The organism is Brevibacillus panacihumi W25 (assembly GCF_000503775.1).
In the GTDB taxonomy this organism is placed as follows: Bacteria; Bacillota; Bacilli; order Brevibacillales; family Brevibacillaceae; genus Brevibacillus; species Brevibacillus panacihumi_A.
In genome coordinates this window covers 702850-724985 of the sequence record NZ_KI629782.1, presented here as the reverse complement: position 1 = coordinate 724985, position 22136 = coordinate 702850, and the positions used below count along the sequence as shown (strand labels likewise).

Sequence of the window (22136 nt, the reverse complement as noted above, 5' to 3'; positions counted from 1 at the left end):
ACAGAAAAACTCAGCCGCATGTCGGTTGGGTTTTTCTTTATATATGAAAAAAATGAAACGATTGTCGAATTCCTCCGTATACCATAGTAACCATTCGTGAAATGATTCATTGAAAGGAGGTAGAAACGATGAGTGCAACCCGTTCGGTTTGGGGACGCACGCGACTGATCTTGTCGTTGTTCTGTATCCTGGCTTCCATGATTCTCTCGCTCATTCCCGCACCGACGACCCATGCGCAGACTTTTCAAAGAGCGGTTTGGATTCCCGTAGAAAAAGAGATTGAACGGGGGCTGGAGGCCTTCTTGCGCAGAGCGTTCGCCGAAGCGGAGGCACAACAGGCTGATCTGATCATCCTGGATATTAACACTCCAGGCGGAGAAGTGCCTGCTGCAGCCAACATTGGTGAATTGATTCGTCAATCGCCGATCCATGTCGTCGCCTACATTCGCAATCAAGCGTTTTCAGCGGGCACTTATATCGCTCTGAATGCGAATGAGATCGTCATGACGCCCGGCAGCAGCATGGGTGCGGCGGCACCGATTGATTTGGCGGGCAACGCGGCTTCGATCAAGTTTATTTCAGGCTGGTCCAACCAGATGCAGGCGGCGGCTAAGCTGAACGACCGCAATGTAGACGTCGCGAGGGCAATGGTCGAGATTGATACGGATTTCCCCGGATTGAAGCCAAAGGGAACCGTTCTCTCGCTTGATGCGGAACGCGCGAAGGAGCTTGGTTATGCCGATCGCATCGTGAACAACAAGGATGAACTGCTCGGTCTGTACGGCATCTCGGCGGAAACCATGCAGACGATTGAGCCGACGATCGGGGAAAACGTGGCCCGTTGGGTGACTAGTCCGGTCGTGATGAGCATGCTCTTGATCATCGGACTGGTGGGAATTGTGGTCGAGTTGTTCGCTCCCGGATTTGGAGTTGCTGGGACCATTTCGCTGTGTGCGTTCAGTCTCTATTTCTTTGGTCATTACGTCGCAGGTTTCGCCAACTGGCTGCATATCGGATTATTTCTCTTTGGTATCTTACTCATGATCTTGGAGATTTTCCTGCCAGGTGGTATTGTAGGAGCGATTGGCTTCATCAGTATCGTCAGCGGTCTGGTCATGGCAGCCTATGATACGGAGCAAGGACTGGCATCGCTGGGGATCGCAGTGCTCATCACGGCGATCGTTACTTTCCTTCTCATCAAGAAGTATGGCTTGAAAGGGCTGATCAACCGTTTTGTACTGGGGGATCAGCAGAGCAATGAGCGCGGGTACGTGGCGCCGAAGGATCAACGCAGTTTAGTAGGCAAGAAAGGAATTGCTTTGACCCCGTTCCGCCCTGCCGGAGTAGCCAAAATCGAAGGTAAGCGTGTCGATGCGGTCTCTGCCGGAGGTTTTATCCAGGCTGGCGTGCCTATCGTCGTGGTCCTGGTGGAAGGCACCCGCGTCGTGGTGCAAGAAGATGAAATAAAGGAGTAGATACTCATGTTAGAAGGCGGCTTGATTCCTCTCATTTTTATGGTCGCGGTAGCGATCGTCGTTCTCTCCATTTTCTTTTCGTTCGTTCCGGTCATGCTCTGGATTTCCGCGCTCGCTTCCGGCGTGCGCATCGGAATTATTACCCTGGTAGCGATGCGTTTGCGTCGTGTCATTCCATCCCGGATCGTGAATCCGCTGATCAAAGCGCGCAAAGCTGGCTTGGAGCTGGATACGAATCAATTGGAGAGCCACTATCTTGCAGGCGGTAACGTAGACCGCGTCGTCGATGCTCTCGTAGCAGCACAGCGCGCAGACATTCCACTCGGATTCGAGCGCGCCGCAGCGATTGACCTGGCTGGCCGTGACGTATTGGAAGCGGTACAAATGAGTGTAAACCCGAAAGTAATCGAGACTCCGTTGGTAGCCGCAATGGCGAAAGACGGTATCGAGCTGCGGACGAAAGCCAAAGTAACCGTTCGTGCCAATATTGACCGACTTGTCGGGGGTGCTGGTGAAGAAACCATCATTGCCCGTGTCGGGGAAGGGATCGTCTCGACGATTGGTTCGTCCAACAGCCACAAGGACGTGTTGGAAAATCCGGATCTCATCTCCAAGACTGTCTTGAATAAAGGCCTTGACGCAGGTACTGCTTTTGAAATTCTCTCCATCGATATTGCGGACGTAGATGTGGGCAAAAACATCGGTGCCGAGCTCCAGACTGACCAAGCCGAAGCGGATAAGCGGATTGCGCAGGCCAAAGCGGAAGAGCGTCGTGCGATGGCAGTAGCGACCGAGCAAGAGATGAAAGCGCGTGTCCAAGAGATGAAGGCAAAAGTAGTGGAAGCCGAGGCGCAAGTCCCGCTTGCCCTCTCCGAAGCGCTGAAATCCGGAAAACTGGGTGTCATGGACTACTACAACATGCAAAACATAGCGGCAGATACGCAGATGCGCCAATCGTTTGGATTGCCGGGTGAAAAGCAGAAACCAGCCGATTCTGATCAGAAGGAATAAGGGAAACCAACATGGATGACCTGTTTGATTTGCTTTTCGACCTTTTCGGATGGGTCCTGCCGCTGATCGGCAAGTTCTGGTTCCTGATCCTCGGATACCTGGGATATAAATTGTTTGGTCAGGCTGCAAAGAAGGCTGCCCAGGATCAAAAGAGACGAACGCTCACTCCCGTAGAAAGCGGAGGATTTCCGTCTCCCTCCCAGAAGGTGGAAAGGAAAACCGTACGCGCTTCCTCCCGTTATGAACCTGTACAGGTAGAGCAACGCGATGATGAGGGATGGGATCGTCCGTATGAGCCAGAGGCAGCTCCTGAGAGGGCAAGTCTCGAGGGGATGGACCAAACTTACAGCAAAGGATTGCCAGACAGGCCAGGGGCAGAAGCAAAGCCTGCGATTGACCTGGACCCTCGAGAAGGGATGAAATGGGCGCTGATTTTTGGCGAACCCCGCTCCAAACGGCCGTATACTTCTCCTACCACCCGGGGGAGAAGTGAATAGCCCCATACCAATTATGTGGAAAGGCAGACCCTGCAAGCAGAGATTTCGCTTGCAAGGTCTGCTTTTGTATTTTTGTCGAATTTTCTCGAAATTTCAGGCTTGTCTTGTCTAAAATTGTTCACTACTATTTATGTATAGAAATATTTTCCATATATGGTCCTGGGAGTTGGTAAAATCATGGAGCCAAAAGAAATGGTACAAATGGGACGTTTTCGCCAAAAGGTGATCCAACTCGCCATCGTTGAAAAAAAGTCAATTTATGAGACTGCGATTGCGTGCGGATGCACAGCAGAAAAGGTAAAGCGCGTAATTAAAAAATGGAAAGCTCTTACTCGTAATCATGTCTCCAGGCAACCCTCTTCAAAAAATGAATAGCATCTATGGCAACTGCTGACCCAAGAGTAGATCATCTGCTCGAGGGTCAGCTTTTTTTCTGAAATCCCCCGCACCGCCGTATTCCGACGAATCACTTCCTGTCTCGCCGCATAAAGATGGGTAAGAATGGTTTCGCAAGCCCGATGGTAGCCTGGAAGGTATGGCGAAGCATCAGAAACGGAATAGGCGTTGGAGCGCCAGTAGGAGAGGGGGCTTTTCCATGAGGCGTTGGAGCCGCCGTCTGCGTCATCTGGCCGGAGGGGTTTTGGACCTGCCGCAAGATGTAGTTCTGGAAGTCCCGCGGATCACGATGATCGGCCATTTGCAGATGTACATAGAAAATCACCGCGGAGTTCTGCACTTTAGTGAAAAAGAGCTCCGTTTATTGTTAACCAATGGACAGTTGATTGTCTCGGGGGAACAGCTCGTCATTCGTGCGATCCTGCCGGAAGAAGTATTGCTGGAGGGCAGAATCGGCGGCGTGAAGTTTGTGTAAATTCACAAAAAGGTGGGAAGATCACTTATGCGTTATGGGCTGAAGGAGTGGACAGAAGGATACGTCACCATCACCGTGCGAGGAAAGCGTTTTGAACGCTTCCTCAACATGGCGGTGCGGGAAGGGTTGCGGATCTGGAATATTCGGCGAGTGGGAGAGGAAACATGCCGTTGCGACATCCTGATCGCTGATTACTTTCGACTGCGTCCATTCTTGCGAGAGACAGGCTGTCGCAGTCATGTGGAGCAGCGAGAGGGATTGCCCTTTTGGTTGGTTCGCCTGCGCCGCCGATCGGGCTTGGGCATAGGGGCGGTTTTGTTTTTCGTCGGATTGTACATGCTCTCCTCGTTTGTCTGGACTGTAGAGGTGACCGGGACCAAACAGATGAGTCCCCAAAAAGTCCTGCAGGCCGCTGAACAAATCGGGATTAAAGAAGGGGCCTGGAAGGTCAAACTAAAAGAACCCCTTATGCTGCGGAAGGAATTGATGAATCTATTGCCGGAAGCAAGCTGGATTGGGGTGACCATACAAGGAACGAAGGTAACGCTGAACATCGTGGAAAAAGACGATCCCGTCAAGCCGATCGTTCTGGGTCCGCGCCATCTTGTCGCAAAAAAACGCGCAGTGATCCATACGATACTGCCTGAGGCCGGACGCAGCCAGGTGAAGGTGAATCAGTTCGTGGAGAAAGGACAAGTGCTCGTCTCCGGCATTATCGGCAGCGAGGAGCGCCAACAGGCAGTCGCTGCACGCGGTACAGTCATGGGAGAGGTTTGGTATACCAGTGATGCGTCCGTTCCGCTCAAGCAAACCCATTACCGTCTGACGGGAGAGAGGCAGGAGCAGCAATACCTCATAGTAGGTGCGTATGCTGTACAAGTCTGGCCCTGGAACAAGCAAGGCTTCGCCCGATACGAGAGCGAGGAGTCGCGGTTTATACCCAGCTATGCGGGATACACCTCGCCGATCGGCTGGAAGCAGGTGACGCAGGCAGAGGTTGTGGAAAGCCAAGTGGAATTGAGCACAGAGGAGGCCATCGCATATGCCAAACGCTTTGCCCGTGAGGATATATTGCGCAAGGCTGGAAAGGATGCCGTCATCCGGGAGGAAAAAGTTTTGCACGCCACAACAGAGAATGGTAAAGTTTACGTAAGCATTCATTTTTCAGTCATCGAAGACATCGCTGTTGAACAGCCGATTGTGGGAGTTCCCCAATCTCCTGAGCCCGACAGCACCCCATGATAACCGTTCCGAGGAGATGGAAGCCTGTTGCACGTACAAGAAGAGGTAAAAATCCCATTTTCAGACGCATCTGAGGCCTTGCTGCTGTTTGGACCGCATGACGCGTATCTCCAATTGATCGAGGCAAAAAGCAACGCCAAGATCTCAACCAGAGAAGGAGAACTGGTGATAAGCGGCGATAAAGCAGAGGTGGAAAAGCTGGCAGAACTGATAGACATCCTGCTGCAACTGATTCGCCGCGGTATTGCTTTATCGGAGAGAGATATTTCCTATGCGATGATGTTGATCGAACGCGGAGAAGGAGCGGACTTGCTGGACGTGTACGACGAAGAAGTCGCACGCACCCAACGCGGCAAGCCGATCCGGGCCAAAACTTTGGGGCAGCGGCATTATCTTTCTGCCATCAAACGACACGATATTGCCTTTGGGATTGGACCTGCGGGTACAGGGAAGACCTATTTGGCTGTCGTCATGGCAGTCAGCGCCTTAAAAATGGGACGAGTCAAGCGCATCGTACTGACACGCCCTGCGGTGGAAGCCGGTGAGAGTCTGGGCTTTTTGCCAGGTGACCTGCAAGAAAAGGTAGACCCATACCTGCGCCCGCTCTACGATGCTCTGTATGATATGCTCGGGACCGAACAGGTAGCCAAAATGATGGAAAGAGGCTTGATCGAAGTGGCGCCGCTCGCGTACATGCGCGGCCGGACGCTGGAAGACTCTTTTGTCATTTTGGACGAAGCGCAAAATACCACGCCCGAACAGATGAAGATGTTCCTGACTCGCCTTGGCTTTGGTTCCAAGATGGTGATTACCGGCGACGTGACCCAGATCGACCTGCCAAAAGGAAAAAAATCGGGTCTGCGCGAGGCGGAGCGCATTTTAAGTCCGATCGCGGATGTCGCGTTCATTCGCTTCCAAGAGGGAGACGTCGTCCGTCACAGCCTGGTGCAAAAAATCATCGAGGCCTACGCCAAGGAAGAGGCAGATCAGAATAACCGATAAAATGCTGGAAATAAAAGGAGATCACAACGTGCTAGCGGTAGAAATTTTGCATGAAGAAGTAGAGCCCATTGCAGAAAGTCTGCAAGACCTGATTATCCGCTGCCTGCAAAAAGCCGCAGCCAGGGAAGAGGTCAGCGGTGAAGTAGTCGTCACGCTGGTCAACAACGAGCGGATTCACGAATTAAACCGAGATTACCGTGGGGTGGACCGTCCCACAGATGTCCTTTCCTTCGCCATGAATGAAGAAGGAGACGGAGAGATGGAGATCTTCATCGACGAAAGTGAAATCGATGAGTATCCCAACATGCTCGGAGACATCATCATCTCCTTGCCCAAAACACACGAGCAGGCTGAGGAGTACGGTCACTCCTTTGAACGGGAGCTCGGTTTTCTCGCGGTTCACGGATTTTTGCACCTGCTTGGCTATGACCATGGCACGGAGGCAGAGGAGAAGGAGATGTTTTCCCGTCAAGAAGAGGTGCTGCAGGAAATCGGCTTGACGAGGTAGGAGATCGCTTTGAAGGAATGGAGACGTTTGGCGCGCAGCTTTGGCTACGCGATAGAGGGAATCGTCCAGACCGTCAAGACACAGCGGAATATGCAGATCCATCTAGTCGCCGCCATCCTTGCATTGGCGGCTGCCTGGTGGCTGGAAATTGATCGTGTGGAATGGATCTGGGTCCTTATCGCCATCACACTGGTGTTGGTAATGGAACTGGTCAATACCGCGATCGAAGCCGTTGTGGATCTCGTCACTCCCGATTGGCATGCCAAGGCAAAAGTCGCCAAGGATGCGGCTGCGGGGGCGGTACTGGCCGCAGCGATTTTGTCCATCGCAATCGGGATCGCGGTGTTCGGCCCTCCCCTGTATGAGAAATTTGTGGGATAAGCCAATCAAAAGAGGTACCAGACGAACTGGCGGCAGGTCAGATGTCTGGTTTCTTGGTGTCTGCGAAGAAAAAGGCGTTAACGATACGCGACCGAGGAGGAAGTAGAATATGGATCAACAAGCATTGCTGGCGCAAGCGCTGGAAGCCAGAAAGCGGGCGTACGTCCCGTATTCCCGCTTTGCGGTGGGTGCGGCACTGTTGACAGAAGACGGGAAGGTCTATCTGGGCGGCAATATTGAGAACGCTGCTTATTCTTTATGCAATTGTGCCGAGCGCACGACAATTTTCAAGGCGTATTCCGAGGGCGATCGCCGTTATGCGGCGTTAGCTGTAGCTGCTGACACACCTGGCCCCGTCTCCCCGTGCGGTGCCTGCCGACAAGTAATGGCAGAGCTGTGCCCGCCGGACATGCCTGTCTATTTGACGAATCTGAAGGGAGATGTTTTGGAGACGACTGTATCTGCCCTGTTGCCAGGGGCTTTCACCGAGGAGGATTTACGTGGATAACCGCAAGACAAAACAATCATTTAAATCAGGCTTCGTCACCATCGTCGGAAGACCCAATGTGGGCAAGTCTACACTGATCAATCACATGGTCGGGCAAAAAATCGCAATCATGTCCAACAAGCCGCAAACGACCCGCAACAAGATCACGGCTGTCCATACGACGGAAAAGGGTCAGATCGTCTTTATCGATACGCCGGGGATTCACAAGCCCAAGTCCAAGCTGGGTGACTACATGGTCTCAGTCGCAGAGAATACCTTGAACGAGGTAGACCTGGTGCTATTTGTGGTGGATGCTACAGAAAAGCGGGGAGCCGGGGATGAGTATATCATCGAGCGGCTCAAGCAGGTCAAAACCCCTGTCTTTTTGGTCATCAACAAAATCGACAAGGTGCATCCTGAGGCTTTATTGCCCATCATTGACGACTACCGCCAGCTGTACGATTTCAAGCAAATCATCCCGATCTCGGCGCTCGAAGGAAATAATACCGGTTCCTTGTCGGAAGCGATTTTTGGCGAGATGCAGGAAGGACCGATGTACTATCCTGCAGACCAGGTGACGGATCATCCGGAGCGCTTCGTCGTCGCTGAGCTGATCCGGGAAAAAGTCTTGCATTTGACACGGGAAGAGGTGCCTCATTCCATCGCGGTCGTCGTGGAAGAGATGAAGCGTGGAGAGAATGGGAAAACCTTGTACATCTACGCAGCGATTTACGTAGAAAGGGATTCGCAGAAAGGGATTCTGATCGGGGAGAAAGGGCAGATGCTCAAAGAAATCGGCCGCCGTGCCCGTCAGGATATCGAACGGCTGATGGGTGACAAAGTCTTTTTGGAGATCTGGATCAAGGTGAAAAAAGACTGGCGCAATCAGGACCGGATGCTGCGCAATTTCGGTTTTTACAACGAAGAGTAGGGGTCTGGTGTAATTTTTCCAAGGGATAGAAATACGGGCATAGGTGATTCTAAGAAAGAAGTGGATCCAGCCGAAACAGGAAAGGATGATGCTCCATGCTTCGTGACTTTTCTTGGAGAGTTTTCGCTTCAACCGGTGACATCCAGGCATACCTTCTTTACTGTGATCACCATCAAACCGCCATACCGGATGAGGAGGACGCGTTTGATCTCGCCCATGACGAATTGGGTGAATCGCAGGCATGCTTGTAAAGTGGGAAGGGATTGTGATCCGTAGCGTAGACTACGGAGAGTCCAGCAAGGTAGTAACATTGTTTACCCGGGAGCACGGCAAGCTGGCCATCATGGTGCGCGGGGCCAAAAAGGCAAAGAGCCGTCTGGCCGCCGTCTCCCAGCTATTCACGCACGGGTATTATCTGTGCAAGGCAGGGCCCGGTACGGGCATGCCTGATCTTTCCCAAGGGGATATTGTGAACTCGTTTCGCGAATTGCGCCAAAGCTTGAATGAGACGGCTTATGCCGCATACATAGCGGAACTATTGGACCGGTTGACGCACGAACGTGAAGCGAATCCCTTTTTATTCCAATTCCTGCTACATACCTTTGGCTATCTCGACGAAGGGCGGGACGCAGAGATTCTTTGCCGGATCTTCGAGACGAAAATGCTGCAGGTAGCAGGGATCTCTCCACAGCTTACCTGCTGTACCAACTGTGGCGAGCAAAGAGAGCCTTACGCAATCAGTATTTCGCAGGGAGGACTGCTGTGCCCGGTATGCCTGCCTTCCGATCCTTATGCGCTGGCTGTGACACCTTCTACCTGGAAGCTTTTGCGGCTGTTCCAGGTATTTGATTTGGAGCGCTTGGGCGAGATCGAAGTAAAGCCTGCGACACGTAGCCAGCTCAAGCATGTGCTGCGCGGTTTCATGGATGAACATCTCGATCTGCGCTTGAAAAGCCGCTCGTTTTTGGAACAGCTGGAACGCATGGAGATGCCGCGGCAGGACTGATTGACATCTTTTTTTCTTTCCGTTATCATATATACCTAATTGGATATTTGATATTGCCATGAAGGAAAAGAGTAGTCGGCCGCTGGTCGTTGTAGCGAATCGGGGAGAGTGGAAGCCCGGTCACCATGCTGATGAAGGGCGTTCCGGAGCAATGGATACGAAAGTGGGCGGAGCATCAGCTTCGTCAAGTAGGGTGGAACCGCGAGAATCCTCTCGTCCCTACACGGTCTAGTACAGACGGTGTAGGCGACGGGAGGTTTTTTTACTTTGAGGAGGACGAAAGCATGAAGATGACGTTTCAAGACATCATTTTGACGCTGCAGAATTTTTGGGCCAAACAAAACTGTTTGATCGTGCAGCCGTACGACGTGGAAAAAGGAGCGGGGACCTTGAACCCGATGACGTTTTTGCGTTCGATCGGCCCAGAGCCGTGGAACGTGGCGTATGTAGAGCCATCCCGCCGCCCGGCGGACGGCCGCTACGGAGAAAACCCCAACCGCTTGTACCAGCATCACCAATTCCAGGTAATCATGAAGCCGTCGCCTGACAATATTCAGGAGCTGTATCTGGACAGCTTGCGCGAGCTGGGAATTGATCCGCTCGAGCATGACATCCGCTTCGTAGAGGACAACTGGGAGCATCCAGGACTCGGTGCATGGGGACTCGGCTGGGAGGTCTGGCTGGATGGCATGGAGATCACCCAGTTTACCTACTTCCAGCAGGTCGGGGGACTGGAGTGCAAGCCCGTCGCTGTAGAATTGACCTATGGCTTGGAACGTCTGGCTTCCTACATTCAGGAGAAAGAAAACGTATTTGAACTGGAGTGGGTGAACGGCTATACCTATGGCGATGTCTTCCTCCAGCCGGAGTACGAGCATTCCAAGTACACCTTCGAGCTGTCAGACGTGGACATGCTGTTCAATCTGTACAATACCTATGAGGCGGAAGCGAAGCGCCTGATGAAAGAACGCCTCGTCTACCCCGCTTACGATTATGTGCTGAAATGCTCCCATACCTTCAACCTGCTTGATGCCCGCGGAGCGATCAGCGTGACGGAGCGCACCGGCTATATCGCCCGTGTCCGCAATCTGTCCCGCGAAGTCGCGCAAACCTATTATGCAGAACGTGAGCGACTTGGGTTCCCGCTGTTGGAAAAAGGAAAAGCAAACCAGGCTGTGGCGAAAGGAGAGGGTACGCATGAGTAAGCGTGATTTGCTGTTGGAGATTGGTCTGGAAGAGATGCCTGCCCGGTTCGTCGCGCAAGCAGCCGAGCAGTTCAAGGAAAAAGTAGAGAAATGGCTGGCGCAGGAGCGTCTGCCTTTTGAGCAGATTGCATCCTACGAGACGCCTCGCCGTTTTGCTGTACTCGTCAGCGGCCTCGCAGAAAGGCAGCCGGACCGCAATGAAGAGGCGAAAGGGCCGGCTCGCAAAATCGCTCAGGACGAAGCTGGCAACTGGTCCAAGGCTGCACAAGGCTTCGCACGCAGCAACGGTGTTGCAGTAGAAGATCTGTATTATAAAGAAGTAAACGGCGTCGAATACGTCCATGCGCGCAAATCAGAGGCGGGTAAAGCGACACAGGAGCTCTTGCCGCAGCTGAGCGACGCTATCGCCGGGATGAACTTCCCGAAAAACATGCGCTGGGGAGCGAATGACCTGAAATATCTCCGTCCGATTCGCTGGATGGTCGCCTTGTTCGGAGAAGAGCTGATCGATTTGGAGATCGCAGGCGTGCACAGCGGTCGCGTCACGCGCGGACATCGTTTTTTGGGAAAAGATGTGGAGCTTGCCCATCCTGGCGAATATGTGGGCAAACTGGCTGAACAATATGTCGTCGTCAATCCGGATGAGCGCCGCGCCGCCATCGTCGAGCAGATTCGCCGCATGGAAGAGGAGCAGGGCTGGAAGATTCCGATGGACGAAGGACTCCTGGATGAGGTAGTGCATCTCGTCGAATACCCGACTGCCTTGTACGGGACTTTTGAAGAGGAATTTCTGTCGATTCCGCGTGAGGTCCTGGTTACTTCCATGCGTGAGCACCAACGCTACTTCCCTGTGGAGGACGCGAGCGGGCAGCTTCTCAATCATTTTGTGACGGTACGCAACGGTGACAGCCGTGCGCTGGAGAATGTGGCAAAAGGGAATGAGAAAGTGCTGCGCGCCCGTCTCTCCGATGCCCGCTTCTTCTATGAAGAGGACCAGAAGCTGACGATTGAAAGCTGCCTGAAACGCCTGGAGTCGATCGTCTTCCATGAAGAGCTGGGAACCATCGGGGACAAGGTGCGCCGCGTCCGCAAGACTGCTGCACAGATCGGGACGAAGCTGCAGATCAGCCCGGCAGAAGCCCAGCAAGTTGATCGGATCGCCGAGATTGCCAAGTTTGACCTGGTTACCAACATGGTTGGGGAATTTCCGGAGCTGCAAGGCATCATGGGTGAGGATTATGCCCGTAAAGCCAATGAGAGCGAAGTTGTCGCACGGGGTGTATTTGAACATTATCTGCCGCGTTTTGCAGGTGACCAGATGCCCAGCTCTGCACAAGGCGCCATCGCAAGCATTGCTGATAAGCTCGATACCATCGTGGGCTGCTTCGCAATCGGGATCGTGCCAACAGGCTCCCAGGACCCATATGGACTGCGCCGTATGGCAGCAGGCATCGTCTCCATCCTGATTGAGCGCGATTGGGCTTTGTCCCTGGATCAGCTTTGGGATGCAGCACTGGCTACCTATGCCGAGCAGGGAGTAAACAAGCGCACTGCAGAAGAAGTGAAGAAAGATTTGATCGACTTCTTCGCCCTGCGCCTGAAAAATGTCTTGCAGGAAAACGGGGTGCGCTACGATGTGGTGGACGCTGTTCTCTCCGCTGATCTGACGCTGGTTCCTGCTGTGTTGGCCAAGGCAAAGGCGTTGATGGCCGCTGTCACTGCGGAGGACTTTAAGCTGATCGTCGAACAATTCAATCGTGTCAACAATCTGGCGCAAAAAGCGACGGCCGACGATGTGAAGGAAGATTTGTTTGCCGAGCAGGTAGAACGTGATTTGTTCCAGGCATACCGCGCTGTTCTGCAGGAAACGGAAGGCTTGGCTGATCAGGAGAAAGTACTGGAAGCTCTGGGCACGCTGCGTGAGCCGATCAAGAACTTCTTCGATCAAGTCATGGTGATGGCGGAGGATCAGGCAGTTCGCGCCAACCGCTTGGGCTTGCTGCTTCGCCTCTCCCGGCTGATCTTTAGCTACGCAGATTTTGCCAAACTGGTTTTTGCCTGATGAAAAAAAAGGATCTCAAACTCCACGACTAGGTGGAAGGCGAGGTCCTTTTTGCAGGCAAGGAACCGTTGATATGATTTCTCGCCTCATCCAACCGACTGCAGGATGCACATCATGACTAAAAAAGAATGTCGAAATCAAGTTTTCTAACTGCGAAAGAAGGAAAACCTGCACGAATAGAGTAATACTAGGAGAAGGTAACAGGACAGAACCGGGGTGATTAACCATCGAGCTTACCAAGCGACAAGAGCATATCTTACAAATCGTAAAGGATGACGGACCGATCACCGGAGAGCAAATTGCGGATCGGCTCAACCTGACCCGAGCCACCCTGCGTCCTGATCTTTCTATCCTGACGATGTCCGGGTATTTGGAAGCCAGGCCGCGGGTCGGGTATTTTTATGCGGGCAGACCTGCAAGCTCGATCATTAGTGAACGGCTTCACAAGCTTTACGTCAAAGACTATAAAGCGGTGCCGATCGTGGTTTCCGAGTCAGCTTCCGCTTATGATGCCATCGTTACGCTTTTTCTCGAAGACGTAGGCACATTGTTTGTAGTCAACCAGAAGGGGTATCTCGCAGGGGTAGTCTCGCGCAAGGATTTGCTTCGAGCCTCGCTCGGGAACAAGACGCTGGAGGATGTACCAGTCAGCATCATTATGTCGCGAATGCCCAATATCATTACCTGTGGACCGGAGGAAACATTGTTCGCTGCGGCCAAGAAGCTGATCGATTTTCAGATTGACTCCTTGCCGGTCGTCAATCCCAGCGCGGAGGATCCGCGCATGATGGAATTGACTGGACGGGTGACAAAAACCACGATAGCCAAGGCTTTTGTGGAATTGGGCAGCGAACCGAAAGTGTAGGAGGAGAAGCGATGCAAGAAAATCAACAGGGACAACTCATCTATGTGGTCTCGGACTCCATCGGCGAAACAGCCGAGCTCGTTGTTCGCGCAGGTGCCAGTCAGTTTGACCGATTCGTGATCGACATCCAGAAGTATCCGTACATTGAAGATAAAGAATCCATCGACGAGATCATCGCGTCAGCCAAAGAGTCCAAGGCAATGATTGTCTTTACGATCGTCGTACCGGAACTCAACTCCTACATTATCGAACAGGCTGCCCGTTACGGGATTCCGGCCATCGATGTCATGGGACCGGTCATGCAGACTTTGCAGAACATGCTGCAAGAGCCTCCGACGGGCAAACCGGGTTTGGTCCGCAGGCTGGACGAGGAGTATTTTCGCAAGGTGGACGCGATTGAATTCGCTGTCAAATACGATGATGGGCGCGACTCGCGGGGACTGTTGCGAGCTGATGTGGTGCTGATCGGCGTCTCACGCACCTCCAAGACGCCGCTGTCCATGTATCTGGCAAACAAGCGGCTGAAGGTGGCCAATGTCCCTCTCGTACCCGAGGTGGAGCCGCCCGAGGAGCTGTTCGCGCTGCCGCCGGAACGATGCATCGGACTGACGATCAATCCGGAGCAGCTGAATGGAATTCGCACAGAGAGGTTAAAAGCCCTAGGACTTACTGCTCAGGCGAATTATGCGAATCTGGATCGAATCGAGGAAGAATTGGCTTATTCCAAGAAAATCATCGAGAGACTCGGCTGCCCGGTCATCGATGTTTCCAACAAGGCAGTGGAGGAGACAGCCAACATTATTCTGGAGATCATTCGAAAAAATAAAATGCGTCAAGATCGAAAATAGGTCAAAGGAAGGAATTTGACGTTTTTTGTAGAAAAAGAGTAAAGCGTACGCGAAATGGGGATGGCGGCTAGCGTTTACCGGTCGCTGAAATGTGGCAAAGTAGAAATGTAAAAAGAAGTGTGCGCTCAAGAAGGAAATTGACGAATTTTGACGAATAACTTATTCTGCGATTCTCCTTTGAGAGGTGAATGAAAGATGGCTGGTCACACTTCGGATGAGTGGATTAATCAAGTGCGTACCGCTGTCGACATCATTGACGTCGTAGGAGAGTATGTGCAACTGAAAAAAAGCGGACGTGCCTATTTAGGCTTGTGCCCGTTTCACTCAGAAAAGAGCCCTTCCTTCAATGTCAATGCTGAAAGACAGTTTTATCATTGCTTTGGTTGTGGAGCAGGTGGGGATGTCTTTTCCTTTTTAATGAATATCGAGCAGTTGACGTTTCCCGAAGCCTTGCACAAGCTGGCGGAACGTGCAGGCATCGAGGTACCCAGGCTCCAAAGTCATGAAGCAGAGGATTCGCCGGACAAAAGGCTGAAACAGGTTATGCTGGAGGCACATCAGTTCGCCGCCAATCTGTATCAGTACGTCTTGAAGGAAACCCCCTACGGGGCAGAGGCGTTGAAGTACCTCACCCGACGCGGGATGTCTGCCGAGACCTTGACTGAATTTCAAATTGGCTTTGCCCCCGACTCCTGGGATTTCCTCACTCAATTCCTGGCTAAGAGAGATTTTTCGCTTGATGTGATGGTGGAAGCAGGACTCTTGGCCAAAAGCGATTCGGGCAAAATCTTTGACCGTTTTCGCGGCCGAGTGATGTTTCCCATCCAGGATTCACAAGGAAATGTCATTGGATTCGGCGGCAGACTGCTGGAGACGACGCAAGCCAAATCACAACCAAAGTATCTGAACAGCCCGGAAAGTCCGCTGTTCAACAAAAGCGCCACCCTTTTCAACTTGCATCGTGCCCGGCCAAACATTAGAAAAAAAAAGCAGGCATTGCTGTTTGAAGGGTATGTAGACGTAGTGTCTACGTGGCAGGCGGGTTTTCCTTTGGGAATTGCCACATTAGGGACGGCATTGACCGAACAGCAGGCCCGGATCATCCGGCGCAATGTGGATTCCATTGTTCTGTGTTACGACGGTGATGCAGCAGGGCAGGAAGCGACCAGCAAGGCAATCCACATCTTGCAGCAAGCCGATCTGAAGGTACGTGTTGCTCCTTTGCCGCAAGGGACGGACCCGGACGATTACATCCGGCAGCATGGAGCGGAGGCCTTTTCCCAGCAGGTTTTGCTGCAGGCGATGCCGATTACCGCGTTTCGACTGAAACATTTGCGCAGCCAGTACGTAATAAATGATGAGATGGACAAGGCCGGTTTGATTGCCAAGGCACTGGAAATCATCAACGAGCTGGACAGCCCAGTCGAACGGGATATGTATCAACGCCAATTGGCGGAAGAGTACTCTCTCTCCCTGAATGATTTAAAATGGGAGTCCAAACGGGTTTACAGACAACAAAAAAGTGAACGGCAAAGGGATAAAGTAGCGTCAGCATGGAATAATAGTATAAATAATGGCAAAGCTACGCTCGCGAAAACATTGCAGCCTGCATACATCACTGCGGAGCGCATGTTGCTTTACTACATGATGCGCAACGAAGAAATCGCTACTCGCGTCCAACAAGAGTGTAACGCCCATTTTCAGGTGGACGAACACGATGCGTTGGCCGCGTACTTGTACGCCTATTACGCAGAGGGAAACCCTGAGGACCCCGGAAAGTTTATACATTATGTGCAGGACGATTCATTAAAGCAATTAGCCTCGGGATTGGCCATGATGGAGTGCAAGGAAGACGTATCTGATCAGGAGATCGGCGACTACATCAAACAAGTGAATAACTACCCGAAGCGTGCCGAGTTGGAACGATTGCGCGAAGAGCAGCGGAGCTTACACCTCCAAGCGACCGCAGCGGACAGCGAGGATGCGCGCAAACAACTGGAAATTCAAGCAGCCGTTACAGGGATGAAGATTCTTGCATTGGAAAATGCTTTAAAAGAAGGGTAGCTTACGATCATTCCCGGGGAAGGAGGGATAGTAGATGAACAAACAAAACATCACTTCTGACATGGAAGCTATGTCCATCGAACAAGTGAAGGAACAGTTGGTCGAATTAGGCAAGAAAAGAGGCGCGTTGTCGTACAAGGAAATTACGGATCGCCTTGCTGGTTTTGAACAAGATTCGGACCAGATGGATGAGTTTTTTGAATATCTGGGCGACCAGGGTATTGAGATAAACAACGAAAGCGATGACGATGATGAACCGCACGAGATGCAGATGAAAGACGAAGACAACGAAGAATTCGACTTCGATGATCTCTCCGTTCCACCCGGAATCAAGATCAATGACCCTGTACGCATGTATCTGAAGGAAATTGGTCGCGTTCCTCTGCTTTCCGCTGAAGAAGAGATTAAATTGGCACTGCGTATTGAGCAAGGTGACGAGGAAGCGAAGCGCCGACTGGCGGAAGCCAACCTGCGACTAGTCGTCTCCATCGCCAAGCGATATGTAGGCCGCGGCATGCTGTTCCTGGATTTGATTCAGGAAGGGAACATGGGGTTGATCAAGGCAGTCGAGAAATTCGATTATCGCAAAGGCTTCAAATTCAGTACGTATGCCACATGGTGGATTCGTCAGGCAATCACGCGTGCTATTGCCGATCAGGCACGGACGATCCGCATTCCGGTGCATATGGTGGAAACCATCAACAAGCTCATTCGGGTATCACGACAGCTGTTGCAGGAATTGGGCAGAGAACCGATGCCGGAAGAAATTGCGGAAAAAATGGATTTAACGCCGGAAAAAGTTCGCGAAATCATGAAAATCGCGCAAGAGCCTGTCTCGTTGGAAACGCCGATCGGAGAAGAAGACGATTCCCATTTGGGAGACTTTATCGAAGATCAGGATGCATTGGAGCCATCCGATGCTGCAGCCTATGAGTTGTTGAAAGAGCAACTGGAAGATGTGCTGGATACGTTGACTGATCGAGAAGAGAATGTGCTGCGTTTGCGTTTTGGTCTCGATGACGGTCGTACACGAACGCTGGAAGAAGTGGGGAAAGTATTTGGCGTAACCCGTGAGCGGATTCGTCAAATTGAAGCGAAAGCCCTGCGAAAACTTCGTCATCCAAGTAGAAGCAAACGCTTAAAAGATTTCCTCGAATAACCGATATATTGTATGTGGCCTACGTATAGCCGACGTAGGCTTTACTTTTTTCTTGGCCCGGATGAAGGCGGGTCACAAAAGGAGGGGCAGCGTTGGACGACCAGCGCAAGCGAACCATTATAGCCGAGATCGAGAATTGGCGGCGAAATCACCTGCTGCCTGAACATTACTGCATTTTCCTCTTGAATCTGTATACCGAAGGGGAACGACCTGCCTCTTCTTCAACTCCCGTCAAGCAAGGAAAGAGCGGGAAAGAAGCAAGAGTCACGCAAATGGCGCAGTCATCAGGATCAGGCTGGGGTAAAGGAAGCACAGCAGATGCGGGATATGCCTATGTAAGGCGAGAGGTATCGCCGATCACCGGAAAAATGGTGCTTGCCTGGCTGCTCGGAGCCCTCGTCATCGCTGGATTGATCTTGCTTGCTTTTCATTTTAACCGTTTTCAAACCCCAATGCAAATTGCCATCTTTGCCTGTTTCGCACTGGTTTTCTATATATTGGCATTCGCTATCCGCCGCTCCGCGCCGCCGTTGACGCATCTTTTCTTGGGTTTATGCTTCATCATTCTCATCGCAGGCGGGATCTATTGTATCCAAAAATTGGATGGATCTATTGCGTTGACCCTCATGTATCTGGGCTTGCTTTGCGTGCTAATGTGCGCCAGTGCATTTGTCTTCGGGTTTACGTACCTGCTGTATTGCGGTATGCTCGGATTGGCCCTGATATACGGAGTCGCGACGACAGAGCGGGTAGGCGAAGCGTATAGCTGGTGGAAGGCGGAGCTGTACTGGGTGCCGATGGCTTGCATGCTGACTGGAGTCGGCTTTCTGATGCATCAGGCGAATCCAAAATGGGCGGGCGTTTTTGCGATGTGCGGTCTGCTCTGCTTTTTTGGAGCGGAAATCCAGTCCCTTTACATACCGGAGGCACAGCGGGATTTGATTCAGCTTTTGCTGTTCGTCAAGGTGTTTATCGCTTCCGCGTTCTTTTTCCTCACCCGGGGATACTGGTATTCCTGGCTGAGACTGTAACGAGAATGAGACTAGAGGTGACAGAAGTGGATAGCAAGTGGTGGGTATTGCTTGGGGTCGTCCTTGCTGGTATTTTGTTGGCAGCAGAAACGGTCATGAAGATCTTATCGATCCCGACTTACAATGCAGGCTATATTTTGGCAGCGCTCTCCTTTTTGGGGGCGATGATTATGGGAACACGTCGAAAATAAAGACGTGTTTTTTCTTTTGGAAAATACAACACATCTGGCAAACGATGGTGTATAATGGGTTGTAGAATTCTGAACAAACGCTCAGTCGAAATGACCAACACCATGTCCAGCAAGCTATAAAGCGTTTACATGGAGGGATGAATATGAACTTCGATTTGACATCCGAACAACAAATGTTAAAAAAGGTCATGCGAGAGTTCGCCGATGAAGTCGTGGCACCTGGAGCGGATGAGCGGGACAAAACCAAGCAGTTCCCTGTCGAAATCTTTCGTCAACTGGCAGACCTGAATGTAATGGGCTTGCCTTTTCCTGAAGAATATGGGGGAGCAGGTGCTGATGCGATCAGCTTCGCTATTGTGGTGGAGGAATTAAGCCGTGCTTGCGGCTCGACAGGTATCACCTATTCAGCTCATATTTCGCTTGGGGGCGCACCGATTCACTTATTTGGCACAGAGGAGCAAAAGCGCAAATACCTGACGAAAATCTGCAGTGGAGAGAGTATGGGTGCGTTTGGATTGACGGAGCCCAATGCCGGGTCGGATGCCGGAGGGACGAAAACAACGGCAGTCCGCCATGATCAGGAATGGGTGATCAACGGCTCCAAATGCTTTATTACCAATGCCTCTTACGCTTCCTTCCTGGCTTTGACGGCGGTGACGGAAAAAGAAAAAGGGTCGCGCGGCATCACAGCATTTATCGTGCCGACTGACGCCCCTGGCTTTACCGTACTTGCGAATTACGAGAAGCTGGGCCTGCACAGCTCCAACACTACAGAGCTTGTCCTGGAAAACGTGCGGGTACCGGAGGAAAATATCCTCGGCGTTCCAGGGGAGGGCTTTAAACAGTTCTTGATTACACTGGATGGAGGCCGAATCGGGATTGGGGCGATGGCTGTCGGGATTGCTCAGGCGGCTTATGAGAAGACGCTGCAATACGCCAAGCAACGGACGGCTTTTGGCAATACGCTGAGCCACTTCCAAGCGATTCAGCACAAGCTTGCCGACATGGCGATGCAAATCGAGCTTGCCCGCAGCATGGTCTACAAGGCGGCATGGCTGAAAGAGCAGGGGAGAAGCTTTACGAAGGAGGCGGCAATGGCCAAGCTTTACGCTTCCGAGGTTGCGATGTCGGCGACGCATCAGGCCATTCAGATCCATGGCGGTTACGGGTATATGCGTGAATACCAGGTAGAGCGCTTTTTCCGTGACGCCAGGCTGCTGGAAATCGGCGAGGGTACGTCTGAGATCCTGCGCAATGTGATTGCGAGAGAAATCGGCTGCTCCTAAATGACAGACAAATACGGTCCCTGCCATGAATTGGCGGGGATTTTGTCGTTTGTTGCTGATGAAAAGAGGGGATTTAGCGTTGGGCAATTTCGGTCAAATAGAGTAAAATAGTGGCTATGGAAGGTGGAAATTGAAGATGACATTTACAGCCATTTCAAAGCGTTTAAAAACCATAGCCAGCTATTGTCCGAAAGGAGCCCGCGTGGCCGACATCGGGTCGGATCATGCACTATTGGCTTCTTACTTGCTTGTGGAGGACATTGCCAGCTTTGTGATTGCCGGCGAATTAAACGAGGGGCCTTATCAGGCGGCTTTGAAGCAGATACATACTCTGCAGGCGCGGGACCGTGCCTCAGTCAGAAAAGGAGACGGACTTACAGTAGTCCAACCGGGCGAGGTTGATGCGGTCTGTATCGCCGGGATGGGGGGACAGCTGATCGTTTCGATTTTGGAGCATGGCAAGGAGCGGTTACAAGGTGTAAAAAGACTCATCCTTCAGCCAAACGTCGGGGAGGAGCTGGTCCGCCGCTGGTTTATTGAGAACGGATGGGAGCTGGTCGCAGAATCGATTTTAGAAGAAGACGGCATCCTTTACGAAATCCTCGTAGCCGAACGCGGCGAGACACACGCGCCATATGCAAACAAGGACAGGTCAATGGAGGAGCTGCTGCGAATCGGACCGTTCCTCTGGGAGAGAAAAGAGCCTCTTTTGCGTGAGAAATGGGGGCATGAGCGGGAGAAATGGCAGAAGGTACGCACACAGCTGGAGCGTTCCGACAAGCCGCAGGCGCAAGAACGCATCAAGCAGATTGAAAGTGAAATCGATTGGATAGATGGGGTGTTGACATGCTTGCACATGGACAAACAGTAATTCAATACGTCGAAGGGCTGGCTCCTAAAGCCATGGCGATGGAAGGAGATAAAATTGGTCTGCACGTCGGGACTTTGCAAAAAAAGGTAAAAAAAGTCATGATTGCGCTCGATGTGCTGGAATCCGTAGTAGATGAAGCGATTGCAGAGGGCGTCGACTTGATCGTCGCCCACCATGCTGTGATTTATCGCCCTTTGAAAAACATCCGGACAGATCTTGCCGCTGGCCGTGTCTTTGAAAAGCTGCTCAAGCATGACATCGCGGTATACACGGCACACACCAATCTGGATGTAGCGGTTGGCGGGATGAACGATTGGCTGGCAGAAGCGGTTGGGCTGGTCGACGTGGAAGTGCTGGATGTGCTGCATCGCGATACATGGAAAAAGCTGGTGGTTTATGTCCCGAAAAGCCATCGCGATGCTGTTTTTCAAGCAGTATGCCAAGCTGGGGCAGGCTCCGTAGGCAATTACGGACATTGTTCGTTTCAGGTAGAAGGAATCGGCACATTTATGCCTGGCGAAGGGACACAGCCGTTTATCGGCGCCGAGGGCAAGCTGGAGCAGGTGGAGGAGGTTCGCATCGAGTTGGTCCTGCCTGCGTCGCGTCAATCTGCGGTAGTAAAGGCGATGATGGCTGCGCATCCCTACGAGGAAGTGGCATACGACCTGATTCCGCTCGATCTGCCGGGTACAGGATACGGAATTGGGCGGATCGGTTACCTGCCGCAGCCACTGACTTTGCGTGAATTGGCAGAGCTCGTGAAGGAACGGTTTTCCCTGCAAGGAGTTCGCGTGGTGGGAGATCTGGATGGCACGATCAAAAAAGTGGCAGTTGTCGGCGGCGATGGGAGTTCCTTTGCTTCCAAAGCGATCTTCCGCGGGGCAGATGCCTATCTGACAGGTGATATCGGCTACCATACCGCACACGATGCGCAGGCAGAGGGATTGTCTATCATTGATGCTGGACACAACATCGAAAAAATCATGAAAGAAAAGCTCGCCACGTACCTGCTGGAACGACTGAAAGAGAACGGCTATGAGACTGAAGTCATCTCCTCCCGTGTGCACACAGATCCATTCCAATTTGTCTAAGGATCGGGAAGGCAGTAGAGATTTCGTCTCCACCTGAAAGTAGGAGGATTTC

Annotated in this window: 24 protein-coding genes; all 24 read left to right on the top strand. The window is 52.0% G+C overall.

Annotation, left to right across the window (positions count from 1 at the left end):
• The first annotated feature begins 128 nt into the window (after positions 1 to 128).
• The 24 genes from T458_RS33030 (at position 129) to T458_RS32930 (ending at position 22084) form a co-directional block, all read left to right on the top strand.
• Positions 129 to 1475, top strand: a complete 1347-nt coding sequence (locus T458_RS33030) for an NfeD family protein (protein ID WP_023554782.1) — start codon at positions 129 to 131, stop codon at positions 1473 to 1475.
• Positions 1476 to 1481: 6 nt separating this feature from the next.
• Positions 1482 to 2486: a flotillin-like protein FloA gene (floA, locus tag T458_RS33025; RefSeq protein ID WP_023554781.1), complete on the top strand. Its 1005-nt coding sequence runs from the start codon at positions 1482 to 1484 to the stop codon at positions 2484 to 2486.
• A gap of 11 nt (positions 2487 to 2497) precedes the next feature.
• Positions 2498 to 2983 (top strand): hypothetical protein, encoded by a 486-nt coding sequence (locus tag T458_RS33020; RefSeq protein WP_023554780.1) that lies wholly within the window; start codon positions 2498 to 2500, stop codon positions 2981 to 2983.
• Between the two features lie 177 nt (positions 2984 to 3160).
• Positions 3161 to 3358: a hypothetical protein gene (locus T458_RS33015; protein WP_023554779.1), complete on the top strand. Its 198-nt coding sequence runs from the start codon at positions 3161 to 3163 to the stop codon at positions 3356 to 3358.
• 220 nt (positions 3359 to 3578) lie between these two features.
• Entirely contained in the window at positions 3579 to 3854 is a 276-nt protein-coding gene (gene yqfC, locus T458_RS33010; protein WP_023554778.1) for a sporulation protein YqfC, read from the top strand.
• Positions 3855 to 3881: 27 nt separating this feature from the next.
• Positions 3882 to 5096: a sporulation protein YqfD gene (yqfD, locus tag T458_RS33005; protein ID WP_023554777.1), complete on the top strand. Its 1215-nt coding sequence runs from the start codon at positions 3882 to 3884 to the stop codon at positions 5094 to 5096.
• Between the two features lie 27 nt (positions 5097 to 5123).
• On the top strand, positions 5124 to 6098 hold the full coding sequence (locus tag T458_RS33000; protein WP_023554776.1) for a PhoH family protein: 975 nt from the start codon (positions 5124 to 5126) through the stop codon (positions 6096 to 6098).
• 1 nt (position 6099) lies between these two features.
• A complete protein-coding gene (gene ybeY / locus T458_RS32995; protein WP_031305377.1) occupies positions 6100 to 6606 on the top strand; it encodes an rRNA maturation RNase YbeY in 507 nt (168 codons plus the stop codon).
• 9 nt (positions 6607 to 6615) lie between these two features.
• Positions 6616 to 6987: a diacylglycerol kinase family protein gene (locus T458_RS32990; RefSeq protein ID WP_023554774.1), complete on the top strand. Its 372-nt coding sequence runs from the start codon at positions 6616 to 6618 to the stop codon at positions 6985 to 6987.
• Between the two features lie 109 nt (positions 6988 to 7096).
• A complete protein-coding gene (locus T458_RS32985; protein ID WP_023554773.1) occupies positions 7097 to 7495 on the top strand; it encodes a cytidine deaminase in 399 nt (132 codons plus the stop codon).
• Positions 7488 to 8405 carry a GTPase Era gene (era, locus tag T458_RS32980; protein ID WP_023554772.1) on the top strand — a complete coding sequence of 306 codons (918 nt, stop codon included), beginning with the start codon at positions 7488 to 7490 and terminating at the stop codon, positions 8403 to 8405. The genes T458_RS32985 and era overlap by 8 nt, the downstream gene beginning before the upstream one ends.
• A gap of 95 nt (positions 8406 to 8500) precedes the next feature.
• Entirely contained in the window at positions 8501 to 8656 is a 156-nt protein-coding gene (locus tag T458_RS56310; RefSeq protein WP_023554771.1) for a YqzL family protein, read from the top strand.
• Complete coding sequence (gene recO / locus T458_RS32975; RefSeq protein ID WP_023554770.1) at positions 8647 to 9411, top strand: DNA repair protein RecO; 765 nt, start codon at positions 8647 to 8649, stop codon at positions 9409 to 9411. Before T458_RS56310 ends, recO begins: the two co-directional genes overlap by 10 nt.
• Positions 9412 to 9695: 284 nt before the next feature.
• Complete coding sequence (gene glyQ, locus T458_RS32970) at positions 9696 to 10616, top strand: glycine--tRNA ligase subunit alpha (protein ID WP_023554769.1); 921 nt, start codon at positions 9696 to 9698, stop codon at positions 10614 to 10616.
• On the top strand, positions 10609 to 12678 hold the full coding sequence (glyS, locus tag T458_RS32965; protein ID WP_023554768.1) for a glycine--tRNA ligase subunit beta: 2070 nt from the start codon (positions 10609 to 10611) through the stop codon (positions 12676 to 12678). Before glyQ ends, glyS begins: the two co-directional genes overlap by 8 nt.
• A 226-nt stretch (positions 12679 to 12904) precedes the next feature.
• Positions 12905 to 13543: a transcriptional regulator CcpN gene (locus tag T458_RS0128315; RefSeq protein ID WP_031305375.1), complete on the top strand. Its 639-nt coding sequence runs from the start codon at positions 12905 to 12907 to the stop codon at positions 13541 to 13543.
• An 11-nt stretch (positions 13544 to 13554) separates the two neighbouring features.
• Positions 13555 to 14391 carry a pyruvate, water dikinase regulatory protein gene (locus tag T458_RS32960; RefSeq protein WP_023554766.1) on the top strand — a complete coding sequence of 279 codons (837 nt, stop codon included), beginning with the start codon at positions 13555 to 13557 and terminating at the stop codon, positions 14389 to 14391.
• A 195-nt stretch (positions 14392 to 14586) separates the two neighbouring features.
• On the top strand, positions 14587 to 16455 hold the full coding sequence (dnaG, locus tag T458_RS32955; protein ID WP_023554765.1) for a DNA primase: 1869 nt from the start codon (positions 14587 to 14589) through the stop codon (positions 16453 to 16455).
• Between the two features lie 34 nt (positions 16456 to 16489).
• Positions 16490 to 17614 (top strand): RNA polymerase sigma factor RpoD, encoded by a 1125-nt coding sequence (rpoD, locus tag T458_RS32950; RefSeq protein WP_023554764.1) that lies wholly within the window; start codon positions 16490 to 16492, stop codon positions 17612 to 17614.
• 92 nt (positions 17615 to 17706) lie between these two features.
• Positions 17707 to 18645, top strand: a complete 939-nt coding sequence (locus T458_RS32945) for a hypothetical protein (protein ID WP_023554763.1) — start codon at positions 17707 to 17709, stop codon at positions 18643 to 18645.
• A gap of 26 nt (positions 18646 to 18671) precedes the next feature.
• Positions 18672 to 18836: a hypothetical protein gene (locus T458_RS57090; RefSeq protein WP_171819349.1), complete on the top strand. Its 165-nt coding sequence runs from the start codon at positions 18672 to 18674 to the stop codon at positions 18834 to 18836.
• Positions 18837 to 18979: 143 nt separating this feature from the next.
• A complete protein-coding gene (locus tag T458_RS32940) occupies positions 18980 to 20122 on the top strand; it encodes an acyl-CoA dehydrogenase (protein ID WP_023554761.1) in 1143 nt (380 codons plus the stop codon).
• 136 nt (positions 20123 to 20258) lie between these two features.
• Complete coding sequence (locus tag T458_RS32935; protein WP_023554760.1) at positions 20259 to 20993, top strand: tRNA (adenine(22)-N(1))-methyltransferase; 735 nt, start codon at positions 20259 to 20261, stop codon at positions 20991 to 20993.
• The gene (locus T458_RS32930; protein WP_023554759.1) at positions 20969 to 22084 is read left to right on the top strand and encodes a Nif3-like dinuclear metal center hexameric protein; all 1116 of its coding nucleotides are present in this window, start codon (positions 20969 to 20971) and stop codon (positions 22082 to 22084) included. The genes T458_RS32935 and T458_RS32930 overlap by 25 nt, the downstream gene beginning before the upstream one ends.
• Positions 22085 to 22136: the final 52 nt, after the last annotated feature.

Excerpts from the sequence above, each read along its gene's own strand:
- recO (WP_023554770.1), top strand. The coding sequence starts at position 8,647 with ATGCTTGTAAAGTGGGAAGGGATTGTGATCCGTAGCGTAGACTACGGA.
- glyQ (WP_023554769.1), top strand. The coding sequence starts at position 9,696 with ATGAAGATGACGTTTCAAGACATCATTTTGACGCTGCAGAATTTTTGG.
- floA (WP_023554781.1), top strand. The coding sequence starts at position 1,482 with ATGTTAGAAGGCGGCTTGATTCCTCTCATTTTTATGGTCGCGGTAGCG.
- T458_RS56310 (WP_023554771.1), top strand. The coding sequence starts at position 8,501 with ATGCTTCGTGACTTTTCTTGGAGAGTTTTCGCTTCAACCGGTGACATC.
- T458_RS32930 (WP_023554759.1), top strand. The coding sequence starts at position 20,969 with ATGCTTGCACATGGACAAACAGTAATTCAATACGTCGAAGGGCTGGCT.
- T458_RS32940 (WP_023554761.1), top strand. The coding sequence starts at position 18,980 with ATGAACTTCGATTTGACATCCGAACAACAAATGTTAAAAAAGGTCATG.
- rpoD (WP_023554764.1), top strand. The coding sequence starts at position 16,490 with ATGAACAAACAAAACATCACTTCTGACATGGAAGCTATGTCCATCGAA.
- dnaG (WP_023554765.1), top strand. The coding sequence starts at position 14,587 with ATGGCTGGTCACACTTCGGATGAGTGGATTAATCAAGTGCGTACCGCT.
- yqfD (WP_023554777.1), top strand. The coding sequence starts at position 3,882 with ATGCGTTATGGGCTGAAGGAGTGGACAGAAGGATACGTCACCATCACC.
- T458_RS32960 (WP_023554766.1), top strand. The coding sequence starts at position 13,555 with ATGCAAGAAAATCAACAGGGACAACTCATCTATGTGGTCTCGGACTCC.
- T458_RS32935 (WP_023554760.1), top strand. The coding sequence starts at position 20,259 with ATGACATTTACAGCCATTTCAAAGCGTTTAAAAACCATAGCCAGCTAT.
- ybeY (WP_031305377.1), top strand. The coding sequence starts at position 6,100 with ATGCTGGAAATAAAAGGAGATCACAACGTGCTAGCGGTAGAAATTTTG.
- glyS (WP_023554768.1), top strand. The coding sequence starts at position 10,609 with ATGAGTAAGCGTGATTTGCTGTTGGAGATTGGTCTGGAAGAGATGCCT.
- T458_RS33015 (WP_023554779.1), top strand. The coding sequence starts at position 3,161 with ATGGAGCCAAAAGAAATGGTACAAATGGGACGTTTTCGCCAAAAGGTG.
- T458_RS33030 (WP_023554782.1), top strand. The coding sequence starts at position 129 with ATGAGTGCAACCCGTTCGGTTTGGGGACGCACGCGACTGATCTTGTCG.
- T458_RS32985 (WP_023554773.1), top strand. The coding sequence starts at position 7,097 with ATGGATCAACAAGCATTGCTGGCGCAAGCGCTGGAAGCCAGAAAGCGG.
- T458_RS33020 (WP_023554780.1), top strand. The coding sequence starts at position 2,498 with ATGGATGACCTGTTTGATTTGCTTTTCGACCTTTTCGGATGGGTCCTG.
- yqfC (WP_023554778.1), top strand. The coding sequence starts at position 3,579 with ATGAGGCGTTGGAGCCGCCGTCTGCGTCATCTGGCCGGAGGGGTTTTG.